This is a genomic window from uncultured Clostridium sp. (genome assembly GCF_910588715.1).
In the GTDB taxonomy this organism is placed as follows: Bacteria; Bacillota; Clostridia; order Clostridiales; family Clostridiaceae; genus Clostridium.
In genome coordinates, this window is the sequence record NZ_CAJURG010000002.1 from 208,453 (window position 1) to 232,182 (window position 23,730).

Genomic DNA, 23,730 nt, shown 5'->3' on the forward strand with positions numbered 1-23,730 from the left:
CCATATTATTCTTTAATATATTGCCTATTTGCCTTCATCCATTCCTTTTGGAAGTTATTTAAAAACTTTTCTTTGTCTCCATCTAAAAGATATGTTTGCACCATATCAGAAGCTGGTAATTCCGCAGGATAGAAATGATCTTGGAAATCTACTACTCTTGAACCTTCAAAAAACTCATCAAAAGCTTCAAACTTAGAATCTTCTTGCTTTACACCTTTAATTGCAGAAAATGCACTTTGCTCTTCTATATAAACCTTCGCATTTTCTTCCTCTAATAAAAAGTTTATAAATCTTATACTTTCTTCTTTGTTTTTAGAATCCTTTGGAATAGCAAAATATACGTCAACTCCAGAAACTAATTTATTTTCTTCTTCATTATTTGATGCAGGTAATGGGAACATTCCTAAATTCAAATTAGGATTTACAGTTAATATAGCTGGAATTGCATAGCTTCCTTGTAAATACATTGCCGATTCTCCATTTGCAAAAGCTGTATTACCATCATTGTAACCTACTCCAAAATTATCAGAATGACCATATTTCATTAATTTCATAATCTTATCTGTTGTTTCAGAATATAATTCATTAAATGTAGTTTCCTTATTATTTACCCTTTTAAAAGAATCACTGCTAACTAATGTGCTTGATATAGTATTCCATGGAGGTAAAGCCGTCCATGATTCTTTTAAAGTAAAATAAAATGGTGTTATTTCTTTATCTTGAAGTGTTTGTGCTAGATTTAAAAATTCATTCCAAGTTTTAGGTATTGATAATCCTAAACTTTCAAAAATATCTTTATTATATATAACTCCACTTGCATTTAGTGCATAAGGAACTCCATAAACTCCATTTACACTTTCAATTTCTAAATCTTTTAACATCTTATTATAAACTGGATCAATAACACTAAAATCTATTTTGTCACTTAAATCTTCTAATATGTTTGCATCTACAAAGTCAGCAAAACTTCTATCTGCTGATAAAGATATGATATCTGGAACATCTCCTTTTACTAATCTAGTTTTTAATACTGTTGTTGCATCTGGAGGTGCACTAACAACTACATCAATATCTGGATTTTCATTTTCAAACTTCTCCACTAGCTTATTATAAGTATCTACAGCTTCTATTTTATTACTAAAAAATACTATTTGTTTTTTAGTCCCATTAACAAAAGCATCACTAGAACATCCAGTAAGTACTGTTGTAAACATTGAAGTTACAACCAAAATTGTTGCTATCAACTTTTTCTTTCTCATTATTCCATCCCCTCTTTTTTATATCGTTTACATATTTATTTTAAAGCTTTTCATAATCCCTCTAAATAGATTAATGTGATAAAAACATGTCTAAATGTTAGGTTTATTATTTTAAATTTACCCTTTTCGCAAAATTTATCACTTTTATTCGATATATGTTGCATTATATAATTTTATTAATTAAAATTTAAATGTATAATAAATATCAACATGTTTAAATGTTGTATTTAGGAGGATTTATGTTAGATATATACTTTTTAGAAAACACAAACCGAAATTTCAATGATTTATATCTTTGTTATTGTGGATTAGAAAAATGTGCTCCTTTATATTCATTTGGTCCAGCCGTTAGACCAACCTATTTAATACATTATGTTTTAGACGGTAAAGGTTATTATTATGTAAATGATAATAAATATACTGTAGAAAAAAATCAGGGATTTTTAATAGAACCAAATGTCGTTACCTTTTATCAAGCAGATAAAGAAAATCCTTGGACATATCTTTGGATTGGAATTGATGGTGATAAAGTTAAACTCTATTTAAATGCTGCTGGATTAAATGAAAACAATTTAATTTTTAATTATGAAAAAGATGACTCATTAAAAGAATATGTGTTAGAAATGTTAAAGCATCATACAATGTCTGATTCTGATGCCTTTAAAATAGAAGGATTATTATATTTATTTTTTTCAAAATTATGTGAAGATCGTAAAGAAGTAGTATCACTAAGCACAGAAGAAAACACTAATAATTACATAAATAAAGCAATTGAATTTATTCAAAATAATTATCATAATTCTATTAAAGTAACAGACATAGCTGATTATATTTGTTTAAATAGAAGTTATTTAACATCAATTTTTCAAAGTAACTTAAATATGTCTCCTCAAAAATTTTTAATTAAGTTTAGAATTACTAAAGCCGCTGAATTGCTTTATAATACAGACCTTCCAATAACTAATATAGCTTATTCTTGTGGATATAGTGATCCACTTGCATTTTCTAAGGCTTTCAAAAAAATTAAAGGAGTTAGCCCTAAAGAATACCGAAATACTAAAAAAGAAACTACAGAAAAATTTCTACTATCTGAATAAAATTAAAATGGTTTGTAGATTTTATTATCTACAAACCATTTTTTATTAGGAAAAATAATTATAAATTAAAAGGCTATTTTATAAATTAAGCAGTTTCTACAGATTCACCACTTCTTAAATCTTCAAGTATTGCTTCATACTCTTTTTCAGTTAAATTATATCTTCTTAATGATACAGCACTAACTATTGCAATTATTCCTGGAACTATTGAATACATTAAGTGTATTCCATTTAATGTAGTTAATGTTTGTGCTGTATTAGCTTGGTATCCAACAAAAGCTAGTACATATCCACATAATGCTCCACCTAATGCACTTGCAAGCTTAGTTTTAAAAATATTTGAAGAGAATATCATACCTTCTGATCTCTTTCCAGTTTTCCATTCACCATACTCAACACAATCTGCAACCATTGATGCTAAAGATATATTAGCAGCTCCCTCTGCAAGTCCCATAACAGTATTTATTATTAATAACATTGTTAAATTAGAATATCTTAATAAGAATATTGACACAAATCCAAGTGCATTAATTAATATTCCAAACAATGCAGTTTTTCTTTTTCCTAGTTTCTTAGTTATAATTGGAGTACAAATTCCTCCAAGCATTCCTGATACTATACTAATACCAGTAACTACTGGTATATAAGCTTCTGCATTAAAGTTATATTTTATATAATATATTGAAAATCCATTTCTTAAAGCATATGTTATTTCTAACATTAACATAGATATTAATACTATTCTTAAAGGCTTATTAGTTTTAAATAATTCCTTTAATTGCTTTAATCCTTGTTTTTGAGGTTTTCTATCAGTTTTTATTTCTCTAACTCCTAATACAGTTATCCAAGTACAAATTGCAGCTGTTATTGAGTAAACTATAGCAACAGTTGTCCAATTTCCAAACTTAGCAACTAAAGGAAGAGTAAATACAGAAACAACTAGGCTTCCTCCAAATGCAATAGTTCTTGCAGAAGTTATTATCTTTGTTCTACCTTGAGGTGATTGAGTAATATTTGCAGATAATGACCAATAAGGTGTATCCATAGCTGTAAAGCAAATTCCCCATAATATGTAAGATACATATACCCAAACTAATTTTCCTGAATAACTTAAATTTGGAGAAGAGAAACACATTATAGTTGCTATTCCCATAAATATTGGAACAAATAAAAGATATGGTCTACTTTTACCCATCTTAGATTTTGTGTTATCAACTATCATTCCCATAATTGGATCCGTTATTGCATCAATTATTCTAGCTACTAAAAACAGCGTTCCGACTGCAGCAGCACCTATTCCAAAACTATCTGTTAAGTAAATTGTTAAATATGTTCCTATCATTGCACATATTATATTATTCCCTAAACTTCCCATCCCAAATGAGATTAACGTTTTCATAGAAACGTCATTTTCACTACATCCTACATTTTTTGCTACTTTCATTTTCTTACCCCTTTACTACACTTCATACTAATATTGTTATTAATATATAATTAATTTACATAAATAATTATATACTTAGCCCTTTAATTTGAAAACGTATTAATGTATTTAAAACATGTCTAAATGTTAGATTTTTAAACTCACTATAATTTACATATCTTTGTAAAAAAATAAATGCTAGAAAGAAATTACTTTACTTATAATTTCTTAATATTAGCATTTATTTTTTAATTATTTATAAAATTAGTCTTGAATTCTTTTTAAAGTCCAAGATTTAGCTTGATAGTCACCATTAAGTTCACCAATTTCAAGCCCTATATACATAAGCTCATCTCCACCAAAAATCTCATCTGTTTCGTTAACTTTATATAACGAATTTTCATCTAAAGCCTTTAACTTTAATCTCTTTGGCAATACATTAGCTTCTCCATACTTTTTAACGTAACTTACTACAACATCATTTTTATCCTTAGACATATTCATCCAAGCAGATTCATTGCTATCAAAAGCAGTTTTTAATCTATATAAATCTCCAAACTGAATAGTTCTTCTTATATTTTTATATAATTCTACTTGTGACTTTACTTCTTCTTTTTCTTCATCTGTCATCTTAGTTATATCTAATTCATATCCAAAACTTCCTGCCATAGCTACAACCCCTCTTGTATGAAGCGGTGTCATTCTATGAACTTGATGATTAGGAACTGCTGAAACATGGCTTCCCATAGTGCTAGATGGATATACTAATGATGTTCCCTCTTGAATTTTTAATCTTTCTATAGCATCAGTATCATCACTTGTCCAAGTTTGAGGCATATAATATAGCATACCACCATCAAATCTACCGCCTCCGCCAGAACAGCTTTCAAATAAAATATTAGGGAAATTAGTAGTTATATTTTCTAATATCTTATATAAACCTAACATATATCTATGAGCAACCTCTTTTTGCTTTTTAGCTGGCCATGCTGGTGAACCTATTTCTGTCATATTTCTATTCATATCCCATTTAACATATGATATAGGTGCTGACTTTAATACATTTGTAAGCATTTCAATTACAGCATCACAAACTTCATCTCTTGATAAATCTAATATAAGTTGCTTTCTTGCTTCAGATCTTTCTCTTCCTTCAATATGAATACACCAATCTGGATGTTTTTCATATAATTTACTCTTTGGAGAAATCATTTCTGGTTCAAACCATAATCCAAATTGCATTCCCATTTCATTTATATCTGTAGCTAATAAATTTAATCCGCCATTAAGCTTTTCTTCATTTACAAACCAATCACCAAGTGAACAATCATCATTATTTCTTTCACCGAACCAACCATCGTCTAAAACAAATAGCTCTATTCCAAGCTTACTAGACTCTTTAGCAATATCTTTTATTTTTTCACTATTAAAATCAAAATATGTTGCTTCCCAGTTATTTATAAGAATTGGTCTTTCCTTATCTCTAAAAGTTCCTCTACATAATCTTTCCCTATAAAGATCATGGTAAATATGAGACATTCCTGTTAATCCGTTAGGTGAATATACCATAACAGCTTCTGGTGATTGAAACTCATCTCCTGATTCTAAGTTCCAAATAAAATCAAATGGATTTATTCCAATTTGAGCTCTCGCATTGCTATGCATATCAACTTCAACATTTGCTAAGAAGTTACCACTATATATTAAATTAAATCCATAAACTTCTCCCTTATCTTCTGTTGTATCCTTGCTTACTAATGCCATAAACGGATTTTGAGCATGGCTACTTGCTCCTCTTCTACTTTCTATAGATTGTGAACCACTTCTTAATCCAGTTCTAACTATATGTCTTTCCCTTGCCCATGAACCAGATAATTGAATTAAATCAAAGTCACTATGTCTAAAGTCAACATTTGCACTTAAAACTCTTAATATATCTACTTCTTCATTACTATCATTTATAATTCTACAGCTTCTTGTTATAGCATCATAATTTTCAAAAACAGTATATGATAATACTACTCTTAATCCTACTAACTCATCCTTTAAGGTTATTTCTAAAGTTGTTGCTTCATTTTCATCTTCAACATAAGTTGCTGGTAAACCTTGAAGCTTTTTCTTTCCATTATATATTTCATGACTACAGTATCTAAAGTCTGTTACTGTTGTCCCATTTGCTAATTTTATTTGAACGGCTGGTGAACGTAAATCTGTATTTCCATAGCTTGGATACTCTTGTGGTATTACTTCTAAATGAAGTGAATCTATATTATCTAAGTCAGCTAAAAAGCTTCCACAACATCTCTTTTTAACTACATAATCTATTTTATTTGAATTAATTTTTCTTCCCCAATATAAATTAATTAAATGTCCTGTTTCTAAAACTCTCATTACATAACTTGTGTTTTTTGACTTGATATGAAATAATCTATTTTCTTCATTAAATATAATTCCCATGTGTTCCTCCAAATTTAAATAACGTTTTCATAATATAATAATATTATAACTTCATATAGATATAATAAATATGCTTATTTGTTATTAATACATGTCTAAATGTTACATATATATATGTTCTATGTAAAAATAACCTCTTAATATATTTATTAATAAAAACTTTAAATACTAAAAAAGCTATATTATATTGAAATCTTTTAATTCAATATGATACAGCTCTTTATTAAATATTAATTTCTATAAATATTAACTATCTTATCTGCCTTTTTAAAATATGATAAATTAGTGTTAGTTTCTATATCAATACTCTTAATTTTTGTATTTGAACAATCAAGAATTCTTAAGTAAGTATTTGGACTTATATCTAATTTCGTAATTCCTGTAGAATAGCACCATAATCTTTCTAAAAATTTATTGTTACTAATATCTAAATGTTCAATTTTTGTATCTGAACAATCTAATTCCCATAAATCTAAATTTTTACTTACATCTAAATCTGTAATTTTTGTATAAGAACAAAATAAAGATTCTAAACAAACATTTTTACTAACATCTAAACTACTAATTTTTACATCTGAACAATATAATTTTTTTAAATCTTTATTTTCTCTAATGTCTAGTTCAGTAATTCCTGTAGATGAACAATATAGCTTCTTTAAAGCTTTATTTTCACTAACATTTAAGTCAGTAATTCCAGTATAGCAACAATCTAAAGTTATTAAATTTTTAAAATATTCGATTCCTGTTAAATTAATAATATTTTTCTCAAAACTAACATCAATATCAGTTACTTCATTTATTTCTTCATTTGATAAGTAGCCGTCTTTATCTTTATCAAATTTTCTTACATATTCTTCTCTAAATATTACATCTGGAAAGTTCAATTCATTTATTTCAATTCTCTCTACAATTTCTATACCCCTATTTTCCATATATTATATTCCCCCTTAAATTATTTTCTTTTTCAAACCTTTCCATACCCTATCTGAAATTTAAACTATAAACTCACTAAATACTATAATAAATGAATTTCATAATATAATTTAACTCTATCCCTTGTAAACATAATTATTGGTCATCAAAACCAACATTATATAGTCTTACATATTTTACATTATATAGAAAATTATAATTAAAAGTTATATGTTTGTCTATGCTTTTTCAATTATCATAAAATATATTTTACTCATAGGAAAATATCTATTTAATCTCTACATACAATAATTAATTTTTTTAATTTAAAATATAAAAAAGGAGTTATATTTATATTGAAAATTTTTAATTCACTACAAATATAACTCCTTATTAATATATAAAAATTTTATTAATATGCTGTGTAAAAAGTTATTTTTAAATATTTTATTTAATTGTTTTTAATATTATTTTTGAACAAAATATATATTTTCTCCATCACTTTTAATAGCTATATCACCACTACTTGTATAGAAGGTTTTTATTTTATATTTTTTTAATAATGAAATAAGCTTTCTATGATGATACATAAATTTTGAACAAGTTACAGCTGCATAGTCAGGAGAAACTGAATCTAAAAAGTTTCCTACCTCTTCATTATAAATTCCATGATGAGCCATCTTTAAAAAGGTATAAGTTCCCGTATCCTCTTTTATAAATTCTTTCATTCTCTCATCTTCAGCATCTGCCGCAAAAAGAAATCTATAATCTCCATAATCAACTCCTACTATAATGCAATAATCATTAGATTTTTCATAGCTTTCTTTAACTGCAGGATACATTGTTATTTTTGCACCATTTATATTAGTTACTATATTATTGTGAAGTAAAATAGGTTCAATATTATTTCTTTCAATTGCTTTAATATAATTTTTATATTGAACTGTACCTTTTTTATAATCAGCTTGAATTAAGTTATCAACTTTAAAATTATCTAAAATAGTGGGAGCTCCTCCAATGTGATCTTTATCATTATGAGTTAAAACTAGATATTCTATTTCTTCTACTCCTTTAAAATTTAAAAATTCCTTTATTTTTTCACTATTTTCATAAAATCCAGTATCTATAATAACAAATTTTCCTTCACATTCTATTAAAATGAAGTCAGATTTGCCTGTGCTTAATATATTAATTTCAAAAGGCAATGGTACTGTAACATCTGCATCAACCCATCTTTTACTTTCAAACTTTATAAGCAAAAAGTTTAAAATACTACATGCAATTACCAAAATCACTATAAATAATCTAATTTTACTCCTTTTTATTAAATTATTTTTCATAGATATCACTTCTTAATTTCTAAAATTTTCTTTATATTTATATATTATACTCTTTAACTAAATTTCTTATACTTTTGTAAAAATCATAATATAAATCACTTATATACTTAAATAAATTTTCGTTGTATCTTTTTTTATAAACCATCAAAATTTTATATCCAATTCTAACTACAAACTCATTATTCTTATCAATAAATTCATTTAAATTATCATCTCTATATTGTAAATTTCTAAGATATAATTTTTGAGTTAAAAGAGTTATATGAATTATTAAATCTCTAATATAATTATCTCCTTTACTTTTATTTAAATATTCTCTACTTGTATCAATTAAATATTCATCATATTTTAATATTTTTTTTATTAATTGCTCTATTCCATCTTTTAATCTATATGGAAAAATAAACTTATTAGCAAATAAAACTACTACTACTCCTACTATCACATAAAAAATTCTATATGCTAATAATTTATTTAAACTTACTGTTAAAGAAGACATACAAATAGAAGCCATTCCAGCAAATAATGAAATTTTATAATATTCTTTAAAACCATAAAGTAAATATAGTGATATAATTAATATTAAAATTGTTATCAACTTAGAGTTAAATAAATGAATTACTATCCCAGTAAATAAAATCGCTATAATATTTCCTTTTATTCTTTCTCTAGTTTTTGAAATTGTATCTTCATAGTAAGGTTGCATAATAGACATTATGGTTATAATAGCCCAAATAGTTTTGTAATACCCTAAAAACTCTGCTACAAATATAGAAAAAGTTAATGTTATTGCCATCCTAATTGCAAACTTAAATCTTATTGATGAAATATCAAAATACTCTTTAAATAATTCTTTTGGCTTATCTAAATAAGTTCTTTCCCATTCTTTATAAATTTTATCTGCTTCTTTATTATTTAATAAGTTCGCTTCTTTAAGTTCATCTACTATAGAGGTTACTATAAATAATATTTCATTAAATAATTCCGAATCTTTTTTATATTTTTCATTTATAAACTTACTTTTATAAATTACATCATCTAATTTACACTTATTTTTTGAATAGCTTATTATCAAATCAATTAATGATAATAAATCTAGAATTTGCTCCCTTGAAATTTTGTTTTTTTCATAATGATCAAATATTTTACTTAAATAAATATTTAAATATTCTATGTTTAAATATAATTTAAATTGTATTGTACCTAAATTAGTAGTTAAATATTTTTTATAACGCGTTATATATACCTTATAAACTAAATCCATCATTATTTTAGAGCAATTTTTAGTTAACTTTTCATCAAATTTTCCCTCTATAATATTTTGAATTTGTTTTTGTATAGAAAGAAAGGCAGAGTTAACACTGTTTCCCATTACCCTTTTTCCATTGCTCCTCTTTATATATGTACCTAATATAATAACTAAAGCTCCAAAAACTATAGATAATAATCTATTAGGTAACTCAGTAATTGAAATATTCATATATTGCGAAAATACATAAAGCATTATAAAAGGTTTATAAAAGGTTGAATCATAAGGAGAAGTTACTATATAAACAATTAAAAATATCGCAAAAAAATCTACTATTATTCCTGTCCATATATTTAAAGAGGATATAAATGCAATTAAAACTATAATTAAATCTAAAGTTAATATTCTAACTATTCTATTAAATGGTTTTACATAAAAATTTTGTCTTCCTATTACAGTTGAGGTTAATGCTATAGGAAATGCAAGCATTGCATTTTTACTTCCAAATAAAAGTCCAACTCCTAACATAGTTATTACTGCAACCGTTCCATTTCTAATCATTGATGTAACATTTAAATTATACTTTTTAATGAAATAATCAAACATAAAACTTTTAATCCCTTCTAAATTTATAAATTTATTTTTTGTTTTAAATAAATTTATATACTTAGCTAATTTATTTAATTTCAATATCTAAATTTCATTTATAAATCATAAAAAACTTAGTAATAAACTACTTAATTTATTACTAAGTTTTCTTTTTTAATTCACTTATTTCCTTTTTTAATACTTCTATTTCATTACATAAATTATTTATACAAGTTTTAAGTTCATTTATTTCCTTTAAGTTTTGTGGTTTATTTTTTGATTTACTACTTTGATTTTGACTACTACTGCTACTACTATCCTCTTCATTTTTATCTACAACAATACTTTTTTGTTCTTCATCTGGTTGACTAGTACAAAAAGGATTTGCTACATTTCTATAAATATAGTTATAATATCTTCCTGGTCCACCTTGATAATATTGTTGTTGAGCATTAAATACTTCAATTGCTTGACCTACTAATTGTAACCAGTTCCCAACTACATTTTGCACATTAAATGGCAAGCTTCCTGCCATAACATTTCCTAATAATTCTCCAATTACTAATAAAAGTTGAGGTGGAATATCTTGAAAACCACCTGGAATATCACTATCTGCACGTCTTGCAGACTCATCTGCTTCTCCTTGACCATTCCCTGGCTTACAATTATTGCATCCTGAAGAATTTCCATTATTCCCTTCCTTATTTCCTGAACAAAATTTAAATATATCCTCCCAACTATTAAAGCCATTTTGATTCATTTCTTTTCCTCAAAAAAACTGTTTACTTCCATTTTACTCTTAAAAAAAGTATTTGATACAAATTAAAAGTAATAACCACCATAAATCAATTATTAATTTAGGTAACATAACATAACTTCTATTCATATTATATTATGTAAAAAAACTATGAAAGGATGAAGACTTGTGAATAATATCGAAAAAAATGATTATGCAAAAGCTATAATTATATTACAAAAGTACGAAAATCTTATAAATCCAGCAACTTCCTTAAAGTTAGGTACTATATTTAAAGATTTATATAGACCTTATACTAAACATGATAAAAAATATTAGGAGGTATTATTGTGTCTAAAAATGACTTACTAAACGAAATAAAAAAATATCAATTTTATGCAGTAGAGTTAAACTTATATTTAGATAATTTTCCAAACAATCCAAAAGCAATAAATGACTATAAAATAATTTCTAAAAAACTTGATAGTTTAATTATGGAGTATGAAAAAAACTTTGGTCCATTAACAAACTTTGGTTCTGCTTATTTTGAAAATCCTAATGCTTGGGTATCATCTCCTTGGCCTTGGGAAAATTATTAAGGAGGTATATTTATTTTATGTGGTATTATGTTAAAACTTTAGAATATCCTATAAATTTAAAATGTAATGATTTAAAAATGGCTAAGTTTCTTATTTCTCAATATGGTGGCCCTGATGGTGAATTAAGTGCAGCATTAAGATATTTAAATCAAAGATACACTATGCCAACAGAAAAATCAAAAGCTTTATTAACAGATATAGGAACTGAGGAACTAGCTCACGTTGAAATGATAGCTACTATGATTTATCAATTAACATCAAATGCTTCTTTAGAAGATTTAAAAAAGGCTGATTTAGCTGCTCATTATACAGATCATGGTAGAGGATTATATTATGCAGATGCACAAGGCAATCCTTGGACAGCAACTTATATCCAAACTAAAGGTGATGTTATTGCTGACCTTCATGAAGATATGGCTGCTGAACAAAAAGCTAGGGCAACTTATGAATGGCTTATTAATTTAACCGATGATCATGATATTAGAGAAATCTTAAAATTTCTAAGACAAAGAGAAATTGTTCATTTCCAAAGATTTGGTGAAGCTTTAATGGATGTTCAAAATAATATTAAATGCTAATTAACTTTCAAAATCTTTTATTATAAAAATTAAAGGGTTATATTTTATAGAAAATTTATTAATTCACTCTAAAATATAACCCCTTTTTATTTTCTAAAAATCTAATCCTGCTAAATATCCTGTTGAAAATGCCATTTGCAAATTATATCCTCCAGTTTCAGCATCAATATCTATAACTTCTCCTGCAAAATATAAATTTTTAATTAATCTAGATTCCATTGTTGAAGCATTAATTTCCTTTACCTTAACTCCACCTGATGTAACTTGTGCTGCTTTTATAGATAAAGTTTCTCTTGCTGTAAGCTTCATTTCTTTCATATATTCTATTATTTTATTTTCATCTTCCTTCTTTAAATCACTAGACTTAATTTCTGTTAATCCTAAAATTTCAAATACTACCTTTAAAAAATTTTGTGGTAAAACTCCCTTTAAGTTATTTAAAACAGTTTTATTAGGATTGCTTCTTATTATTTTAGAAATTTCTTCTTTAGATTTATCTTTTAAGAAATCTAAAGTTATTTCTACCTCACTATCATCTAAAGCTTTACTAACATATGAAGAAAGTTTTAAAACTGCAGGACCAGATATTCCAAAATGAGTAAATAACATATCACCAAATTTTTCAATTCTTTTCTTCTTAACTTTTGCAGAAATCACTACATCCTTCATTGACACTCCCTGAAGCCTTTTAACAAATTCTTCTTTTATAACAAGTGGGATTAAAGCTGCATGAATTTGTGTTATTGTGTGCCCATGTCTTTGTAATACTTCATACATAGAACCATCTGAACCTGTATGAGGAAAACTTTTGCCACCAGTAGTTATTATGACTTTATCAGCAAATATTTTTTCATCATAAGATGTTATAACACCTTTAATAACTCCCTCTTCAATTATTAAATCACTTACCATAGTGTTATATCTAATTTTTACTTTATTCTTTTCCAAATCATTTCTTAATAACTCTATAACTTCATCTGCTTTATCACTTTTTGTATATACTTTTTCATCAAGTTCAACCTTATATTCAAGACCATTATTACTAAAGTATTCTAAAAGTGAATAGTTTGAAAATGTATATAAAGCACTATATAAAAACTTTTTATTGTTTACTATCTTATCAAAAAACTCTTCTATATCCCTATTATTAGTTATGTTACAACGTCCACCACCAGTAAGCCTTAGCTTCATACCAATTTCTTTATTTCTCTCTATTAATGTAACTTCGTTACTTTTTGCAGAGCTAAGAGCTGCCATAATACCAGCAGGTCCTCCCCCAACAACTATAACTTTAGCCAAATCTGTCACCTCACTAAATTTCATTTGTTTATTCGCCTATTATATCATACTTAATATTTTAACTCCTTATAAATTTTTTAAGAAATTGTTCGTTTGATTTTAATAAGTTAATCATATATAATTTATTAAACAGGTAAGAGATACTGTTTTAACTATCTAATTCCATTAATTATATTAGTTATTTTAAAATAAGTTATTTAAAAAGGAGACAACTATGGGATTAAAGAAAAGAATTTCAGCATTACTTATATGTGGTGCAATTATTTTAGGAAACGTAAGTACAGTTTATGCTGATGGTGCTAATGTAGTAACTTTAGGGACAAACCTATCAGCTGAACAAAAACAAATAGTTTTAGATTACTTTGGAGTAAAGAAAAATGAAGTAGTTATATTAGAAGTAAATAATCAAGAAGAAAGAAAATATCTAGAGGGAGTTGCTACAGAAGCACAACTTGGTACAAGAACTTATTCTTGTGCATATGTACAACCAACATCTAAAGGTAATGGACTTAATGTTAAAACTGTAAATTTAACTTATGTTACATCTTCTATGATAGCAAGTACACTTACAACTTGTGGAATTACTGATGCTAATGTAATTGCAATGACACCTCTTTCTGGTGGAGTAAGTGGAACTGGCGCTTTAACTGGAATAATGAAAGCATTTGAAGATGCAACTGGTGAACCACTTGATGAAACAAAAAAAGAAATTGCATCTGAAGAATTAGTTATAACTGGAGATTTAGGTGAAAATATTGGACAAGATAAAGCTACTGGTGTAATAAATGATATAAAGACAGAAATAATAAAAAATAATACTCAAGATACTATACAAATAGCTGATACAATAAACAATGTTACTAATAATTACAACATTACTTTAACTCCAGAACAAAAGGATCAATTAGAAAACTTAATGACTAAGGTTTCAGAACAAGATTATGATTATAAAGAAATGAAATCTGCTTTAAATAGCGTTAAAGATGTTGTTAATGAAAAACTTGAGGAAATGGGTGAGAAAGTACCGACAGGATTTTTTGAATCAATAAAAAATTGGTTTGCAGGAATTGGAGATTGGTTTAAAGATTTATTTAATAATAATGATAAAGATTTAGGTATATTAGAAACAACAAATGATAATCTTTTAGGTGATAATGTTGTAGTTGATGCAACTGATAAAGATGCTATAAAATTACCAACAGCTGAAGAAACTAAGGGATTCTTCGAAAAAATTTGGAATTGGTTTACTGATTTATTTAATAACGATTCTGAATCAAATCAAGACAATACTAATGAAAATTCTAATGACGAAAATACGGTTCCTATTATAGGTGGAGATTCCTCTTCTTCAAATGAAGATAATTTAAATACAGAAGATATTAATGATGAAAACTTAAATAATTCTGAAAATACATCAACAAATACATCAACTGACGAAAATTTAAATAAGGAAAATAAGGAAAATAATGATAACACTTTAGATAATTCTGAGAACAATAAAACATCTACAGAAGAAAGTAATACTGAATTAAATATCGAAAATGCCAATACTGACACTAATAAAGTGAGTACAAATAACTAAAAATATATAAAAATTTTTATATATCTTATAAATAAAAATTCAATTTAATAAAAAGAGCTATATCATATTAAATTTAAAAATTTCAATATGATATAGCTTATTTTAATCTTAATCATAAATTGCTTTGGTAGTTTTAATTTTTCTAATTATAGCATCATCATTCATTTCTTTAACAACTTGTGTGTATATTAAATCTATAATAAAAATTTGAGCCAACTTAGAAGATACTCCACCACTTTCAAATAATGTTTCTGAAGAAATGTAACTTAAACTTATATCAGCTAATTTAGCTAATGTTGAATTTTCATTTTCAGTTATTGCAATTACATTAGTACCATTTTCTTTTGCAATATTAACGGCCTTAATTATTTCCTCTGTTTCCCCAGAATGTGAAATAGCAAATATAACTTCATTTTCACCAGAAAGTGCAGACATCATTATCATAGTATGAGTATCTTGATAACATACACTATTTATTCCAATTCGCATAAACTTGTAATTAGAATCCTGTGCTATTATTCCAGAATAACCAACTCCTATAAAATATGCCTTTTTACAATTTCTCATTAAATCAGCACATTTATATATACTATTGGTATTTAACTTGTCTACCGTTCTTTCTAATACATTTATATTACTCTTTAAAAGTTTATTTGCTGTTTCTAGCACATCTTCATTATTAGCTATTTCGTTATTTATAATTACATTATTATTTCTTAATGATATTTCTTGAGCAAGAGTTACTTTAAAATCTTGAAATCCTGAAAAACCTATTTTTTTTGCAAATCTAGTTACTGTTGCTTCTCCTATTTTAGTTTCCTTAGCTATTTCTGATATAGTCATGTAAATTATTTTATCTGTGTTAGTTTTTATATATTCAATTATTTGCTTATCAGATTTACTTGTTTTAAATTTAGGAGTATCTAATTGTTTTAATATCTCCATATCCTGCTCCCTTTCTTATTTTATATATTTACTTTATTTTTTACTTTTAAAATTATATAAAGCTCCAAGCATTCCTGCATTGTTTTGATTTTGTGCAAATTCTATTCTAACACTTTTATAAACTTTATCAATTAATTTATCTTTTAAAGCAACATTAATTTTTTCTTCTAAATATTCTCTTTGTGCCATTATTCCGCCACCTAAGACTACAACCTCAGGATTAATTAAATATACAATATAAGAAATTCCTAATGCTAATGTATCAACTAAATTATCAATTTCTTCAATACAATCAATATCTCCTTCCTTAGCTAAATTAAATATTATTTTCCCATTTAACTCTTCTTTATTAATTTTCTTTCTCTTAGCAACTTTTTCAACAAGTTTGCTAGTTGCTGCTAATTCTTGAAAAGTAGATCCATTAATTTTCATGTATCCAACTTCACCTGCACTATTACTAAAGCCATGAATTACTTTTCCGCCAATTATAATACATCCACCTATTCCAGTTCCAATAGTAAGACATGCACAAGAATGTGAATTTTTCGCTGCTCCAAGCCAGTATTCACCAAGTGCTGCACAATTTACATCATTCTCCACTTCACAAGGTATATTAAATTCCTTTTCTATTTCCTTTTTAATTTCAACTCCAGTATAATTTGGTATTAAGCTAGACGCATATATTATTTTTCCTTCTTTTGGATCAACCATTCCAGCTGTAGATACACATACTCCATCAATTTTATAATCACTTACATAACTTCTTATTATATCTTTAGCTTTATCTAAAATTACTCTTCCACCTTTTTTAGCTTCAGTATCAATTTGATTTGTATAAATTATTTTTCCATCTTCCTCAATTACTGAATGTTTTATAGCTGTTCCACCAATATCTATAGAAATATATTTTTTCATATTATCATCCTTATCCTTTTAAAATTTAAAACTATTTATATTCTTATTTCTTCTATTTTCAATAAGTAATTCCTTACCTTATCTAAATCTACTTTATCCTCTATTTTAGGTTTTATATTATTTTTATAGAAATAATATATATTATCAGCAATATCTCTACCTAATTCATTTAAGCCTTCTTGTGAATAATGCACTTCATCTATAGTTAATTTCCTTTTGCTAAATGTAAGTGCTAATTTACTAACTAAGCACAAATTTTTATATTTATCACAACAAATATCCTGCATTGCTGCTATTAATTCACATCTTCTTAAATTTTCCTCTGAACCATGCCAATACCCAATTTGACTTACAAACATCATTTCTATTTCACATCTTTTTTCTAGCTGATAAGCTATTTCTTTCAGCTTATCTTTATAATAAAATGGGTCACTTCCATATTTAGCATCACTTTCTCCTTGTATCCATATGGCATACTTTTTATTTATTTTCATAGTGCTAGATATTTTTTTCAATCCATCATTAAATTTTTTTATTGCTTCATTTAAAAATAAATTTTTATCGTGATTCCAATTTTTTATTCTTGAACCATCTACTGCATAATGTATAAAACAAACTTCATTATTAGTTAATTTAGTCCATTTATTTGAAAATGCTGGTGCTATTGTTCCACATCCATCTGATAATTGTAATGTTCTCCCCATAGGTATTAATGCATCTCCACTAATACTTTTTACGTACTCAAAACATTTATTATTAGGAATTTCACTCTTCTCTGGATTTCCACACCCTTTTGCATTACTTTGCCCTATTAATAAAATAACATCAACCAATATAATCACCTCATAAAACTACTTAAAAGGGAGTATAAAATATACCCCCTTAAAAATTTAATCAATCTTTACTTTAAATATAGCTTTTTTAATATGCTTACTTTCTAAATTTTTTATAGCTGTCATATGAGCATCTTCTGGATAACATATTAAAAAATCACCTTTTTCTAATGTCACAATTGCAGATTCTTGTCCACTTAAAGGTAAGAAGTCTCCTTCTTCTTCATATTCCTTCTGTTCTAAATTATCAATATTATTAAGGGCTATTTTTTCACTTCCATCTAACATTAAATGAACATCTATATACTTTTTATGAGCTTCCCAAAATCTTTCTTCCTTATTTACAGTTTCATAAGCTACAATATTAACAAAAATATCATCGCCATTAATTTCATGTGTACCTGTACTATATACATTTAAATTATTTTCTATAGCATATTTAAAGCACTCTATAATCTTTTCATCTAAAAAATTATATCTTTCTTTATCTTTAATATTTCCAAAAATCATAATTTAAGCTCCTTCTATATTACCTCTTAAAACCTCATCAGTTTTTCTATCACAGAAAACTGTTGCTGATTCTAAAGTCTTTATCTTTTTACCTGTTATAGCAAGTTCTATAGAACTTGTTATATAACCAACCACTAATGAAGTTGATATAGAGATAATTGCATATGCCCATGAAGTTACACTTGGAACATTATACTTTAAGAATACTACAAGTATAGCTGATGCTATAAATGCTACATAAGCACCTAAACTTGTTGCCTTCTTTGTAAAAGCTCCTAAAACAAATATTCCAGCTAATACTCCAAGAACTAATCCCATGAAACTATTAAACCATTCATAAGCTGACTTAATTTCTCCATTAGCTAATACTATAGCAACTAATATTGATACTATTCCAACTCCTAAAGATATATATTGAGCTATTTTTGTTTGCTTTTCAAAGCTCAATTCTTTAGATGATATTTTAGATTGAATATCTAAAGTCCAACTTGTTGCAACAGAGTTTAAACCTGTTGATAAAGTAGATTGTGATGCTGCATATATAGCTGCTAATAATATTCCTGTTATTCCAACAGGTAATTCAAATGCTATATATGATGCAAATATTTGGTCTTGTTGTGCAGTTTGTAATAAACTTGGATTTTGATTATAGAAAACAAATAATGCTGTTCCTATAAGATAAAATACAGTTGCTAAAAATATTGATAATACACCATTTCCATAAGTCATTTTCTTTAATTGTTTAATATCAGTTGTAGTAGTAAACCTTTGCACAATATCTTGACTTGAAATATATGATGAAAAAGTATTAAAACCTGCACCTATTAATATTATAAATGCACTACTTTTTAATATATTAATATCAAAAACAACATCTGTTTTTCCTAAGAACTTTCCATTAGCTAATTCACTAAATACAGAACCTATTCCACCATTAATATTAAATAATAAGAATCCTAAAGCAAAAGTAACTCCAACTATTAATACAACACCTTGGATAAAGTCAGTCCATAAAACTGATTTTAATCCACCAGTATATGAGTAAATTATTGCAATAACTCCCATAACTACTATTAATATATTAACATTTATACCTGTAAGCTGAGCTAATACAATAGATGGTAAATACATAATAATAGACATACGACCAATTTGGTAAATTATAAACATTAAAGCACCTAAAATTCTAAGTCCCTTATTTTTATATCTTATTTCTAAATACTCATAAGCTGTATCTATTTTTAATCTGCTATATAAAGGTAAGAAGAATCTTATCGTTAATGGAATTGCAATAAGCATACCTAATTGTGCAAACCATAAAATCCAACTTCCACCATAAGAATTACCAGCTAATGATAAAAAGGATATCGGACTTAATAATGTAGCAAATATAGAAACAGATGTAACCCACCAAGGAATAGTTCCATCACCTTTAAAGAATTCTTTACCCTTCATTTCTTTCTTTGAAAATGCTAGTCCAGCGAGTAGAACTGCCCCTAAATATACTACCAGCACAACCATATCAATCCATGTAAACCCACTCACGTTAATCACTCCTTTATACCTTTATTTTCAAATTAGAAGTATTTGTTATAAATAACTTTAGCTCTTTCTCTCATTTCTTCTGTAGATTCCTTCATAGGTTTTCTACAATATCCAGCTTCTACTCCTTCTTCTTCTAATAACAGTTTTAGAGTTCCATATAATCCATTTGCTAATATATCAGATATTAAGTCATTTGTTACATGTTGAACTTCTAAAGCTTCAGCTATTCTACCTTCCCTAGCTAATTCAAATATTTCCCTAGCTCTCTTACCATTTACATTAAATGTTGAACCAATTGCTCCATCAACTCCTAAAACAGTTGCTGGTAACATCATTTCATCAAATCCAGCATAAATTAATTTATCTGGAAATCTCTTACGCATTCTTTCTAATAAATAGAAATCTGCAGCTGTAAATTTAACACCTATTATTTTTTCATTTTCAAATAACTCAGCAAATTGATCTAAACTCATGTTTACTCCAGTTAAAAATGGAATTGAATAAATAATCATTTTATTGTCAACAGAATTAATTATTGTATTATAGTAATCTTTAATTTCATTAAAATCAAATTTATAATAAAATGGTGTTACTGCTGATAAAGAATCATATCCAAGTTCTGTTGCATATTTAGCAAGTTCTACTGATTCTTTAACGTTGATTGAACCTACTTGAGCAATTAATTTTACTGAATCCTTTGCTTCATCCTTTGCAATTCTAAATATCTCCTTCTTTTCTTCAGTAGATAGCATAAAGTTTTCTCCAGTACTACCCCCTACATATAAACCATCAACCTTGTTTTTATCAATATTATGTCTTATAATTTGTCTTAATCCCTTTTCGTTAATATTTCCTTCCTTATCAAAAGATACTAATAATGCTGAATAAATTCCCTTCATTGTTAAACCCTCCATTTTGTAAACGTTTATTTTAATATTAAATTTTTTACTTATTTATTACATCAACAAATTTCTTTGTTATCAACTGTGGTCTTGTAATAGCTCCTCCAACTACACATGAAAATGCTCCGCATAAAAAAGCTTGTCTTAATTCTTCAGGCGTATTTATTTTCCCTTCTCCTATTACTGGTATTTTTAAATCATTAGATAACCTTTTAATAAGTTCTAAATCAGGTCCATCTCCTTGTGTAGAATAATCAGTATATCCAGATAATGTTGTAGATACACAATCTGCACCTAATTTTTCTGCGTTAATAGCTTCTGCATAAGTGGATATATCAGCCATAACTAATATTCCGTTACTTTTAATATAATCTATTAACTCTTTTAAAGATTCTCCATTTGGTCTAATTCTATCAGTAGCATCTAATGCTATCATTTCACATTTAGTTTTCAATAGCTTATCTACTTCTTCTTTAGTAGGAGTTATATATATTGGTGAATCATCGTAACACTTTTTAATGATTCCTATAACTGGTAAGTTTGTTACTTCTTTTATTTCTATTATATCTTCTACTCCTTGTGCTCTTATTGCAACTGCTCCACCTTCTTTAGCTGCTCTTGCCATTCTTCCCATTATGAAAGAACTGTGAAGAGGCTCGTCCTTTAAAGCTTGACAAGAAACTACAAGTCCTCCCTTTATCTTATTAAACATCTAAATTCACCCCTTTATTCTTAAAGAAAATAATTTTCATCTGATGAATTTATCATATCATGTAATCATTTACTTGACAATAAGTTTTAGAAATATTTTTTCATTTTTTTATAAAAAATATTTTTAAAGGGTATAAAAAGAAAATAATTTTCATTTTTATATATTTTAATTTATTTAGCATTAAATAAAAACTCTTTAATAATCTCTTAAACTAATATTAAACTTCAAAATTTTGTATATTTACCTATCATATATTTACTTTTTTAATTATAAAAAATAATTAATATTACTATTAACTAAATCTGACTTACTCAAAATTAAAATAATATAAAAAATACCGTATATTTATTTTAAATAATACGATATTTGTGCATAAATAAATTACTCTATCTAAAAAGCTTATAAAAAAATTCTATCTTCTAGGATTTTCAAATGAAGGTGGTGTTGGATTAGGAGCTTCATGCTTAGGACCGGGAGTTGATAAGTCAAAATATAACTTAGAATCTTCAGTAATTCCAAAATCTTTGTTTGAACCGCTCTTTTGTACTTTATTTAAAGCTTCTCTAAATAATGCATTGTGTGCTTCTTCTCTATTAAGTAAAAAATCTATTGTTGCTCGTACTTCTTTATCTTCTATTTGTCTATAAAGATATTCATATACAACCTTTGCTCTTTGTTCAGATGCTATATTTGATAATAAGTCTGCCACCAAATCTCCTGTAACAGTAACGTAATCTGCAGTCCAAGGTGCACCTGATGAATTTATAAGTACTGGTGATAACCCACATTGTACATGGGTTTGAATTTCTCCATTGCAAACTTCACTATTATTAACATCATGTCCGTTTAATAAATTAATAGTTTGTGCAACCATCTCCATATGACTTAATTCCTCTGCACCTATATCTAAAAACAAATCTTTAATTTCTGGGTCCTTTATTCTAAAACTTTGAGAAATATATTGCATTGCTGCTTTAAGCTCTCCATTTCCACCACCTAGTTGTTCTTGCATTAAGACTGCATATTGTGGATTAGGTCTTTCAACCTTTACCTCATGTAATAATTGTTTTTTATGTTCAAACATAAATAAATACCTCCAAATAACATTTAATTTTATTATTTGTAACTATAACTATTTATATTCAATATCGTATATTAAGCTTTATAAAACAGTCATATGTTTTAAACATGAAAAATATTTTTTTAAAGAATTAAAATAATTTAAATACATTAATACAAAAAACATTCAAGTTGATTTTAATTAAATCATATTCAAAAACAAATTTCTAAACCATCCTCTTAAATTTAAATATAAAATTTTTAATTTAAAAAAATTAATATTGCACTATAGTTTAATAGGGGGATATTAAACTATAGTGTAATATTGAAATTTTATAATTATAATTAATTAAAAAATAAATAAAAGGCTAAATATTCAAAATGAATAATTAGCCTCTAAAATCTTAATTTACAAATAATAGTTTATGCTAATCTAATTATAGTTACTGTTGCGGCATTAACTATAACTCTTCTAAGGTCTTGAGTTAAATTAGTTAATCTTACAACATAGTCTTCATTTGGAGTTATAATTACACCAAGTGAAATACTATTAGCATATACATCTCTTGAAATTGATGCTATATGCTCACTACCTGGAATAATCATATTATTAAGATCTGTTAATGCAAAAATAATATCTTTGCTATAACCAGATAATCCACAAGCACATTCATTAGTTGAATAAGATACTGTATATTTAACAAAATATGATTTATTTCCTTCTAATTCTATATCAGTAGTATTTTCAATATGATTTATGCTATCTCCTGTAATTTGGTTTTCTGGGAAGCTTACATGATCTGCATATGATACAGTTTGAGCATTTCCAAATTCTCTAAATACTACACCATAATCACCTATAGTTCCAGCTGGTCCTTGTGGTCCCATTGGTCCTATTGGTCCTTGTGGTCCTACTTCACCTTGGATACCTTGAATACCTTGTGGCCCCATTGGTCCTGTTGGTCCTATTGGTCCCATTGGTCCCATTTCACCTTGGATACCTTGAATACCTTGTGGTCCCATTGGCCCTGTTGGTCCTATTGGTCCTTGTGGTCCTCTTTCACCTTGAATACCTTGAATACCTTGTGGTCCTCTTGGCCCTGTTGGCCCTATTGGTCCCATTTCACCTTGAATACCTTGAATACCTTGTGGTCCTCTTGGTCCTTCTGGTCCCTCTTCACCTTGAGGTC

At 26.7% G+C, this 23,730-nt stretch carries 21 protein-coding genes and 1 pseudogene; 5 read left to right on the forward strand and 17 right to left on the reverse strand.

All coding sequences use genetic code 11. The annotated features are described in order from the left end of the window. Positions 1–5 precede the first annotated feature (5 nt). Positions 6–1,259, reverse strand: a complete 1,254-nt coding sequence (locus QZ321_RS05720) for an extracellular solute-binding protein (RefSeq protein WP_291746880.1) — start codon at positions 1,257–1,259, stop codon at positions 6–8. A gap of 239 nt (positions 1,260–1,498) precedes the next feature. On the opposite strand from QZ321_RS05720, the gene QZ321_RS05725 reads away from it, so the two are divergent. After that, positions 1,499–2,356, forward strand: coding sequence for an AraC family transcriptional regulator (locus tag QZ321_RS05725; RefSeq protein ID WP_291746878.1), 858 nt, complete (start codon positions 1,499–1,501; stop codon positions 2,354–2,356). An 85-nt stretch (positions 2,357–2,441) separates the two neighbouring features. Here the strand turns inward: QZ321_RS05725 and QZ321_RS05730 are convergent, their stop codons facing one another. The 6 genes from QZ321_RS05730 to QZ321_RS05755 all read right to left on the reverse strand — a co-directional run bounded on the left by QZ321_RS05730 (position 2,442) and on the right by QZ321_RS05755 (position 11,085). Next, on the reverse strand, positions 2,442–3,800 hold the full coding sequence (locus QZ321_RS05730) for an MFS transporter (RefSeq protein WP_291740425.1): 1,359 nt from the start codon (positions 3,798–3,800) through the stop codon (positions 2,442–2,444). 243 nt (positions 3,801–4,043) lie between these two features. Next, the gene (locus QZ321_RS05735) at positions 4,044–6,236 is read right to left on the reverse strand and encodes an alpha-galactosidase (RefSeq protein WP_291740427.1); all 2,193 of its coding nucleotides are present in this window, start codon (positions 6,234–6,236) and stop codon (positions 4,044–4,046) included. Positions 6,237–6,466: 230 nt separating this feature from the next. Continuing rightward, the gene (locus QZ321_RS05740) at positions 6,467–7,168 is read right to left on the reverse strand and encodes a hypothetical protein (RefSeq protein WP_291746877.1); all 702 of its coding nucleotides are present in this window, start codon (positions 7,166–7,168) and stop codon (positions 6,467–6,469) included. A gap of 447 nt (positions 7,169–7,615) precedes the next feature. Beyond that, positions 7,616–8,488 carry an MBL fold metallo-hydrolase gene (locus QZ321_RS05745; RefSeq protein ID WP_294196373.1) on the reverse strand — a complete coding sequence of 291 codons (873 nt, stop codon included), beginning with the start codon at positions 8,486–8,488 and terminating at the stop codon, positions 7,616–7,618. A gap of 37 nt (positions 8,489–8,525) precedes the next feature. Next, positions 8,526–10,343: an FUSC family protein gene (locus tag QZ321_RS05750; RefSeq protein WP_291746873.1), complete on the reverse strand. Its 1,818-nt coding sequence runs from the start codon at positions 10,341–10,343 to the stop codon at positions 8,526–8,528. 142 nt (positions 10,344–10,485) lie between these two features. Next, complete coding sequence (locus tag QZ321_RS05755) at positions 10,486–11,085, reverse strand: hypothetical protein (protein WP_291746870.1); 600 nt, start codon at positions 11,083–11,085, stop codon at positions 10,486–10,488. 165 nt (positions 11,086–11,250) lie between these two features. Here QZ321_RS05755 and QZ321_RS05760 point away from each other — a divergent pair, with 165 nt between their 5' ends. The 3 genes from QZ321_RS05760 to QZ321_RS05770 are packed head-to-tail and all read left to right on the forward strand — an operon-like array spanning position 11,251 to position 12,238. After that, positions 11,251–11,400 (forward strand): spore coat associated protein CotJA, encoded by a 150-nt coding sequence (locus QZ321_RS05760; RefSeq protein WP_291746869.1) that lies wholly within the window; start codon positions 11,251–11,253, stop codon positions 11,398–11,400. An 11-nt stretch (positions 11,401–11,411) separates the two neighbouring features. Beyond that, positions 11,412–11,660 carry a spore coat protein CotJB gene (locus tag QZ321_RS05765; protein ID WP_291746866.1) on the forward strand — a complete coding sequence of 83 codons (249 nt, stop codon included), beginning with the start codon at positions 11,412–11,414 and terminating at the stop codon, positions 11,658–11,660. A 17-nt stretch (positions 11,661–11,677) separates the two neighbouring features. Further along, positions 11,678–12,238, forward strand: coding sequence for a manganese catalase family protein (locus QZ321_RS05770; protein WP_291746864.1), 561 nt, complete (start codon positions 11,678–11,680; stop codon positions 12,236–12,238). Between the two features lie 93 nt (positions 12,239–12,331). Here QZ321_RS05770 and QZ321_RS05775 read toward each other — a convergent pair whose 3' ends face one another. Further along, positions 12,332–13,561: an NAD(P)/FAD-dependent oxidoreductase gene (locus QZ321_RS05775; protein ID WP_291746861.1), complete on the reverse strand. Its 1,230-nt coding sequence runs from the start codon at positions 13,559–13,561 to the stop codon at positions 12,332–12,334. Between the two features lie 190 nt (positions 13,562–13,751). On the opposite strand from QZ321_RS05775, the gene QZ321_RS05780 reads away from it, so the two are divergent. Beyond that, positions 13,752–15,119, forward strand: a complete 1,368-nt coding sequence (locus QZ321_RS05780; RefSeq protein ID WP_291746858.1) for a DUF1002 domain-containing protein — start codon at positions 13,752–13,754, stop codon at positions 15,117–15,119. 108 nt (positions 15,120–15,227) lie between these two features. Here QZ321_RS05780 and QZ321_RS05785 read toward each other — a convergent pair whose 3' ends face one another. The 9 genes and pseudogenes from QZ321_RS05785 to QZ321_RS05825 all read right to left on the reverse strand — a co-directional run. Continuing rightward, on the reverse strand, positions 15,228–16,064 hold the full coding sequence (locus tag QZ321_RS05785; protein WP_291746855.1) for a MurR/RpiR family transcriptional regulator: 837 nt from the start codon (positions 16,062–16,064) through the stop codon (positions 15,228–15,230). A gap of 33 nt (positions 16,065–16,097) precedes the next feature. Next, a complete protein-coding gene (locus tag QZ321_RS05790) occupies positions 16,098–16,979 on the reverse strand; it encodes an ROK family protein (protein ID WP_291746852.1) in 882 nt (293 codons plus the stop codon). 35 nt (positions 16,980–17,014) lie between these two features. Further along, positions 17,015–17,812: a sialate O-acetylesterase gene (locus QZ321_RS05795; protein WP_347282908.1), complete on the reverse strand. Its 798-nt coding sequence runs from the start codon at positions 17,810–17,812 to the stop codon at positions 17,015–17,017. Positions 17,813–17,869: 57 nt separating this feature from the next. After that, on the reverse strand, positions 17,870–18,322 hold the full coding sequence (locus tag QZ321_RS05800; protein WP_291746849.1) for a YhcH/YjgK/YiaL family protein: 453 nt from the start codon (positions 18,320–18,322) through the stop codon (positions 17,870–17,872). Positions 18,323–18,325: 3 nt separating this feature from the next. Then, the gene (locus QZ321_RS05805; protein ID WP_291746846.1) at positions 18,326–19,867 is read right to left on the reverse strand and encodes a sodium:solute symporter; all 1,542 of its coding nucleotides are present in this window, start codon (positions 19,865–19,867) and stop codon (positions 18,326–18,328) included. A 32-nt stretch (positions 19,868–19,899) separates the two neighbouring features. Beyond that, a complete protein-coding gene (locus tag QZ321_RS05810; protein WP_291743687.1) occupies positions 19,900–20,766 on the reverse strand; it encodes an N-acetylneuraminate lyase in 867 nt (288 codons plus the stop codon). Between the two features lie 46 nt (positions 20,767–20,812). Further along, entirely contained in the window at positions 20,813–21,481 is a 669-nt protein-coding gene (locus tag QZ321_RS05815; RefSeq protein ID WP_291746844.1) for an N-acetylmannosamine-6-phosphate 2-epimerase, read from the reverse strand. Positions 21,482–21,893: 412 nt separating this feature from the next. Further along, positions 21,894–22,565, reverse strand: a complete 672-nt coding sequence (locus QZ321_RS05820; protein WP_291746841.1) for a manganese catalase family protein — start codon at positions 22,563–22,565, stop codon at positions 21,894–21,896. A 398-nt stretch (positions 22,566–22,963) separates the two neighbouring features. Then, a pseudogene (locus tag QZ321_RS05825) lies at positions 22,964–23,730 on the reverse strand (hypothetical protein); the annotation flags it as partial.

Excerpts from the sequence above, each read along its gene's own strand:
- QZ321_RS05720 (WP_291746880.1), bottom strand. The coding sequence starts at position 1,259 with ATGAGAAAGAAAAAGTTGATAGCAACAATTTTGGTTGTAACTTCAATG.
- QZ321_RS05725 (WP_291746878.1), top strand. The coding sequence starts at position 1,499 with ATGTTAGATATATACTTTTTAGAAAACACAAACCGAAATTTCAATGAT.
- QZ321_RS05730 (WP_291740425.1), bottom strand. The coding sequence starts at position 3,800 with ATGAAAGTAGCAAAAAATGTAGGATGTAGTGAAAATGACGTTTCTATG.
- QZ321_RS05735 (WP_291740427.1), bottom strand. The coding sequence starts at position 6,236 with ATGGGAATTATATTTAATGAAGAAAATAGATTATTTCATATCAAGTCA.
- QZ321_RS05740 (WP_291746877.1), bottom strand. The coding sequence starts at position 7,168 with ATGGAAAATAGGGGTATAGAAATTGTAGAGAGAATTGAAATAAATGAA.
- QZ321_RS05745 (WP_294196373.1), bottom strand. The coding sequence starts at position 8,488 with ATGAAAAATAATTTAATAAAAAGGAGTAAAATTAGATTATTTATAGTG.
- QZ321_RS05750 (WP_291746873.1), bottom strand. The coding sequence starts at position 10,343 with ATGTTTGATTATTTCATTAAAAAGTATAATTTAAATGTTACATCAATG.
- QZ321_RS05755 (WP_291746870.1), bottom strand. The coding sequence starts at position 11,085 with ATGAATCAAAATGGCTTTAATAGTTGGGAGGATATATTTAAATTTTGT.
- QZ321_RS05770 (WP_291746864.1), top strand. The coding sequence starts at position 11,678 with ATGTGGTATTATGTTAAAACTTTAGAATATCCTATAAATTTAAAATGT.
- QZ321_RS05775 (WP_291746861.1), bottom strand. The coding sequence starts at position 13,561 with ATGAAATTTAGTGAGGTGACAGATTTGGCTAAAGTTATAGTTGTTGGG.
- QZ321_RS05780 (WP_291746858.1), top strand. The coding sequence starts at position 13,752 with ATGGGATTAAAGAAAAGAATTTCAGCATTACTTATATGTGGTGCAATT.
- QZ321_RS05785 (WP_291746855.1), bottom strand. The coding sequence starts at position 16,064 with ATGGAGATATTAAAACAATTAGATACTCCTAAATTTAAAACAAGTAAA.
- QZ321_RS05790 (WP_291746852.1), bottom strand. The coding sequence starts at position 16,979 with ATGAAAAAATATATTTCTATAGATATTGGTGGAACAGCTATAAAACAT.
- QZ321_RS05800 (WP_291746849.1), bottom strand. The coding sequence starts at position 18,322 with ATGATTTTTGGAAATATTAAAGATAAAGAAAGATATAATTTTTTAGAT.
- QZ321_RS05810 (WP_291743687.1), bottom strand. The coding sequence starts at position 20,766 with ATGAAGGGAATTTATTCAGCATTATTAGTATCTTTTGATAAGGAAGGA.
- QZ321_RS05815 (WP_291746844.1), bottom strand. The coding sequence starts at position 21,481 with ATGTTTAATAAGATAAAGGGAGGACTTGTAGTTTCTTGTCAAGCTTTA.
- QZ321_RS05820 (WP_291746841.1), bottom strand. The coding sequence starts at position 22,565 with ATGTTTGAACATAAAAAACAATTATTACATGAGGTAAAGGTTGAAAGA.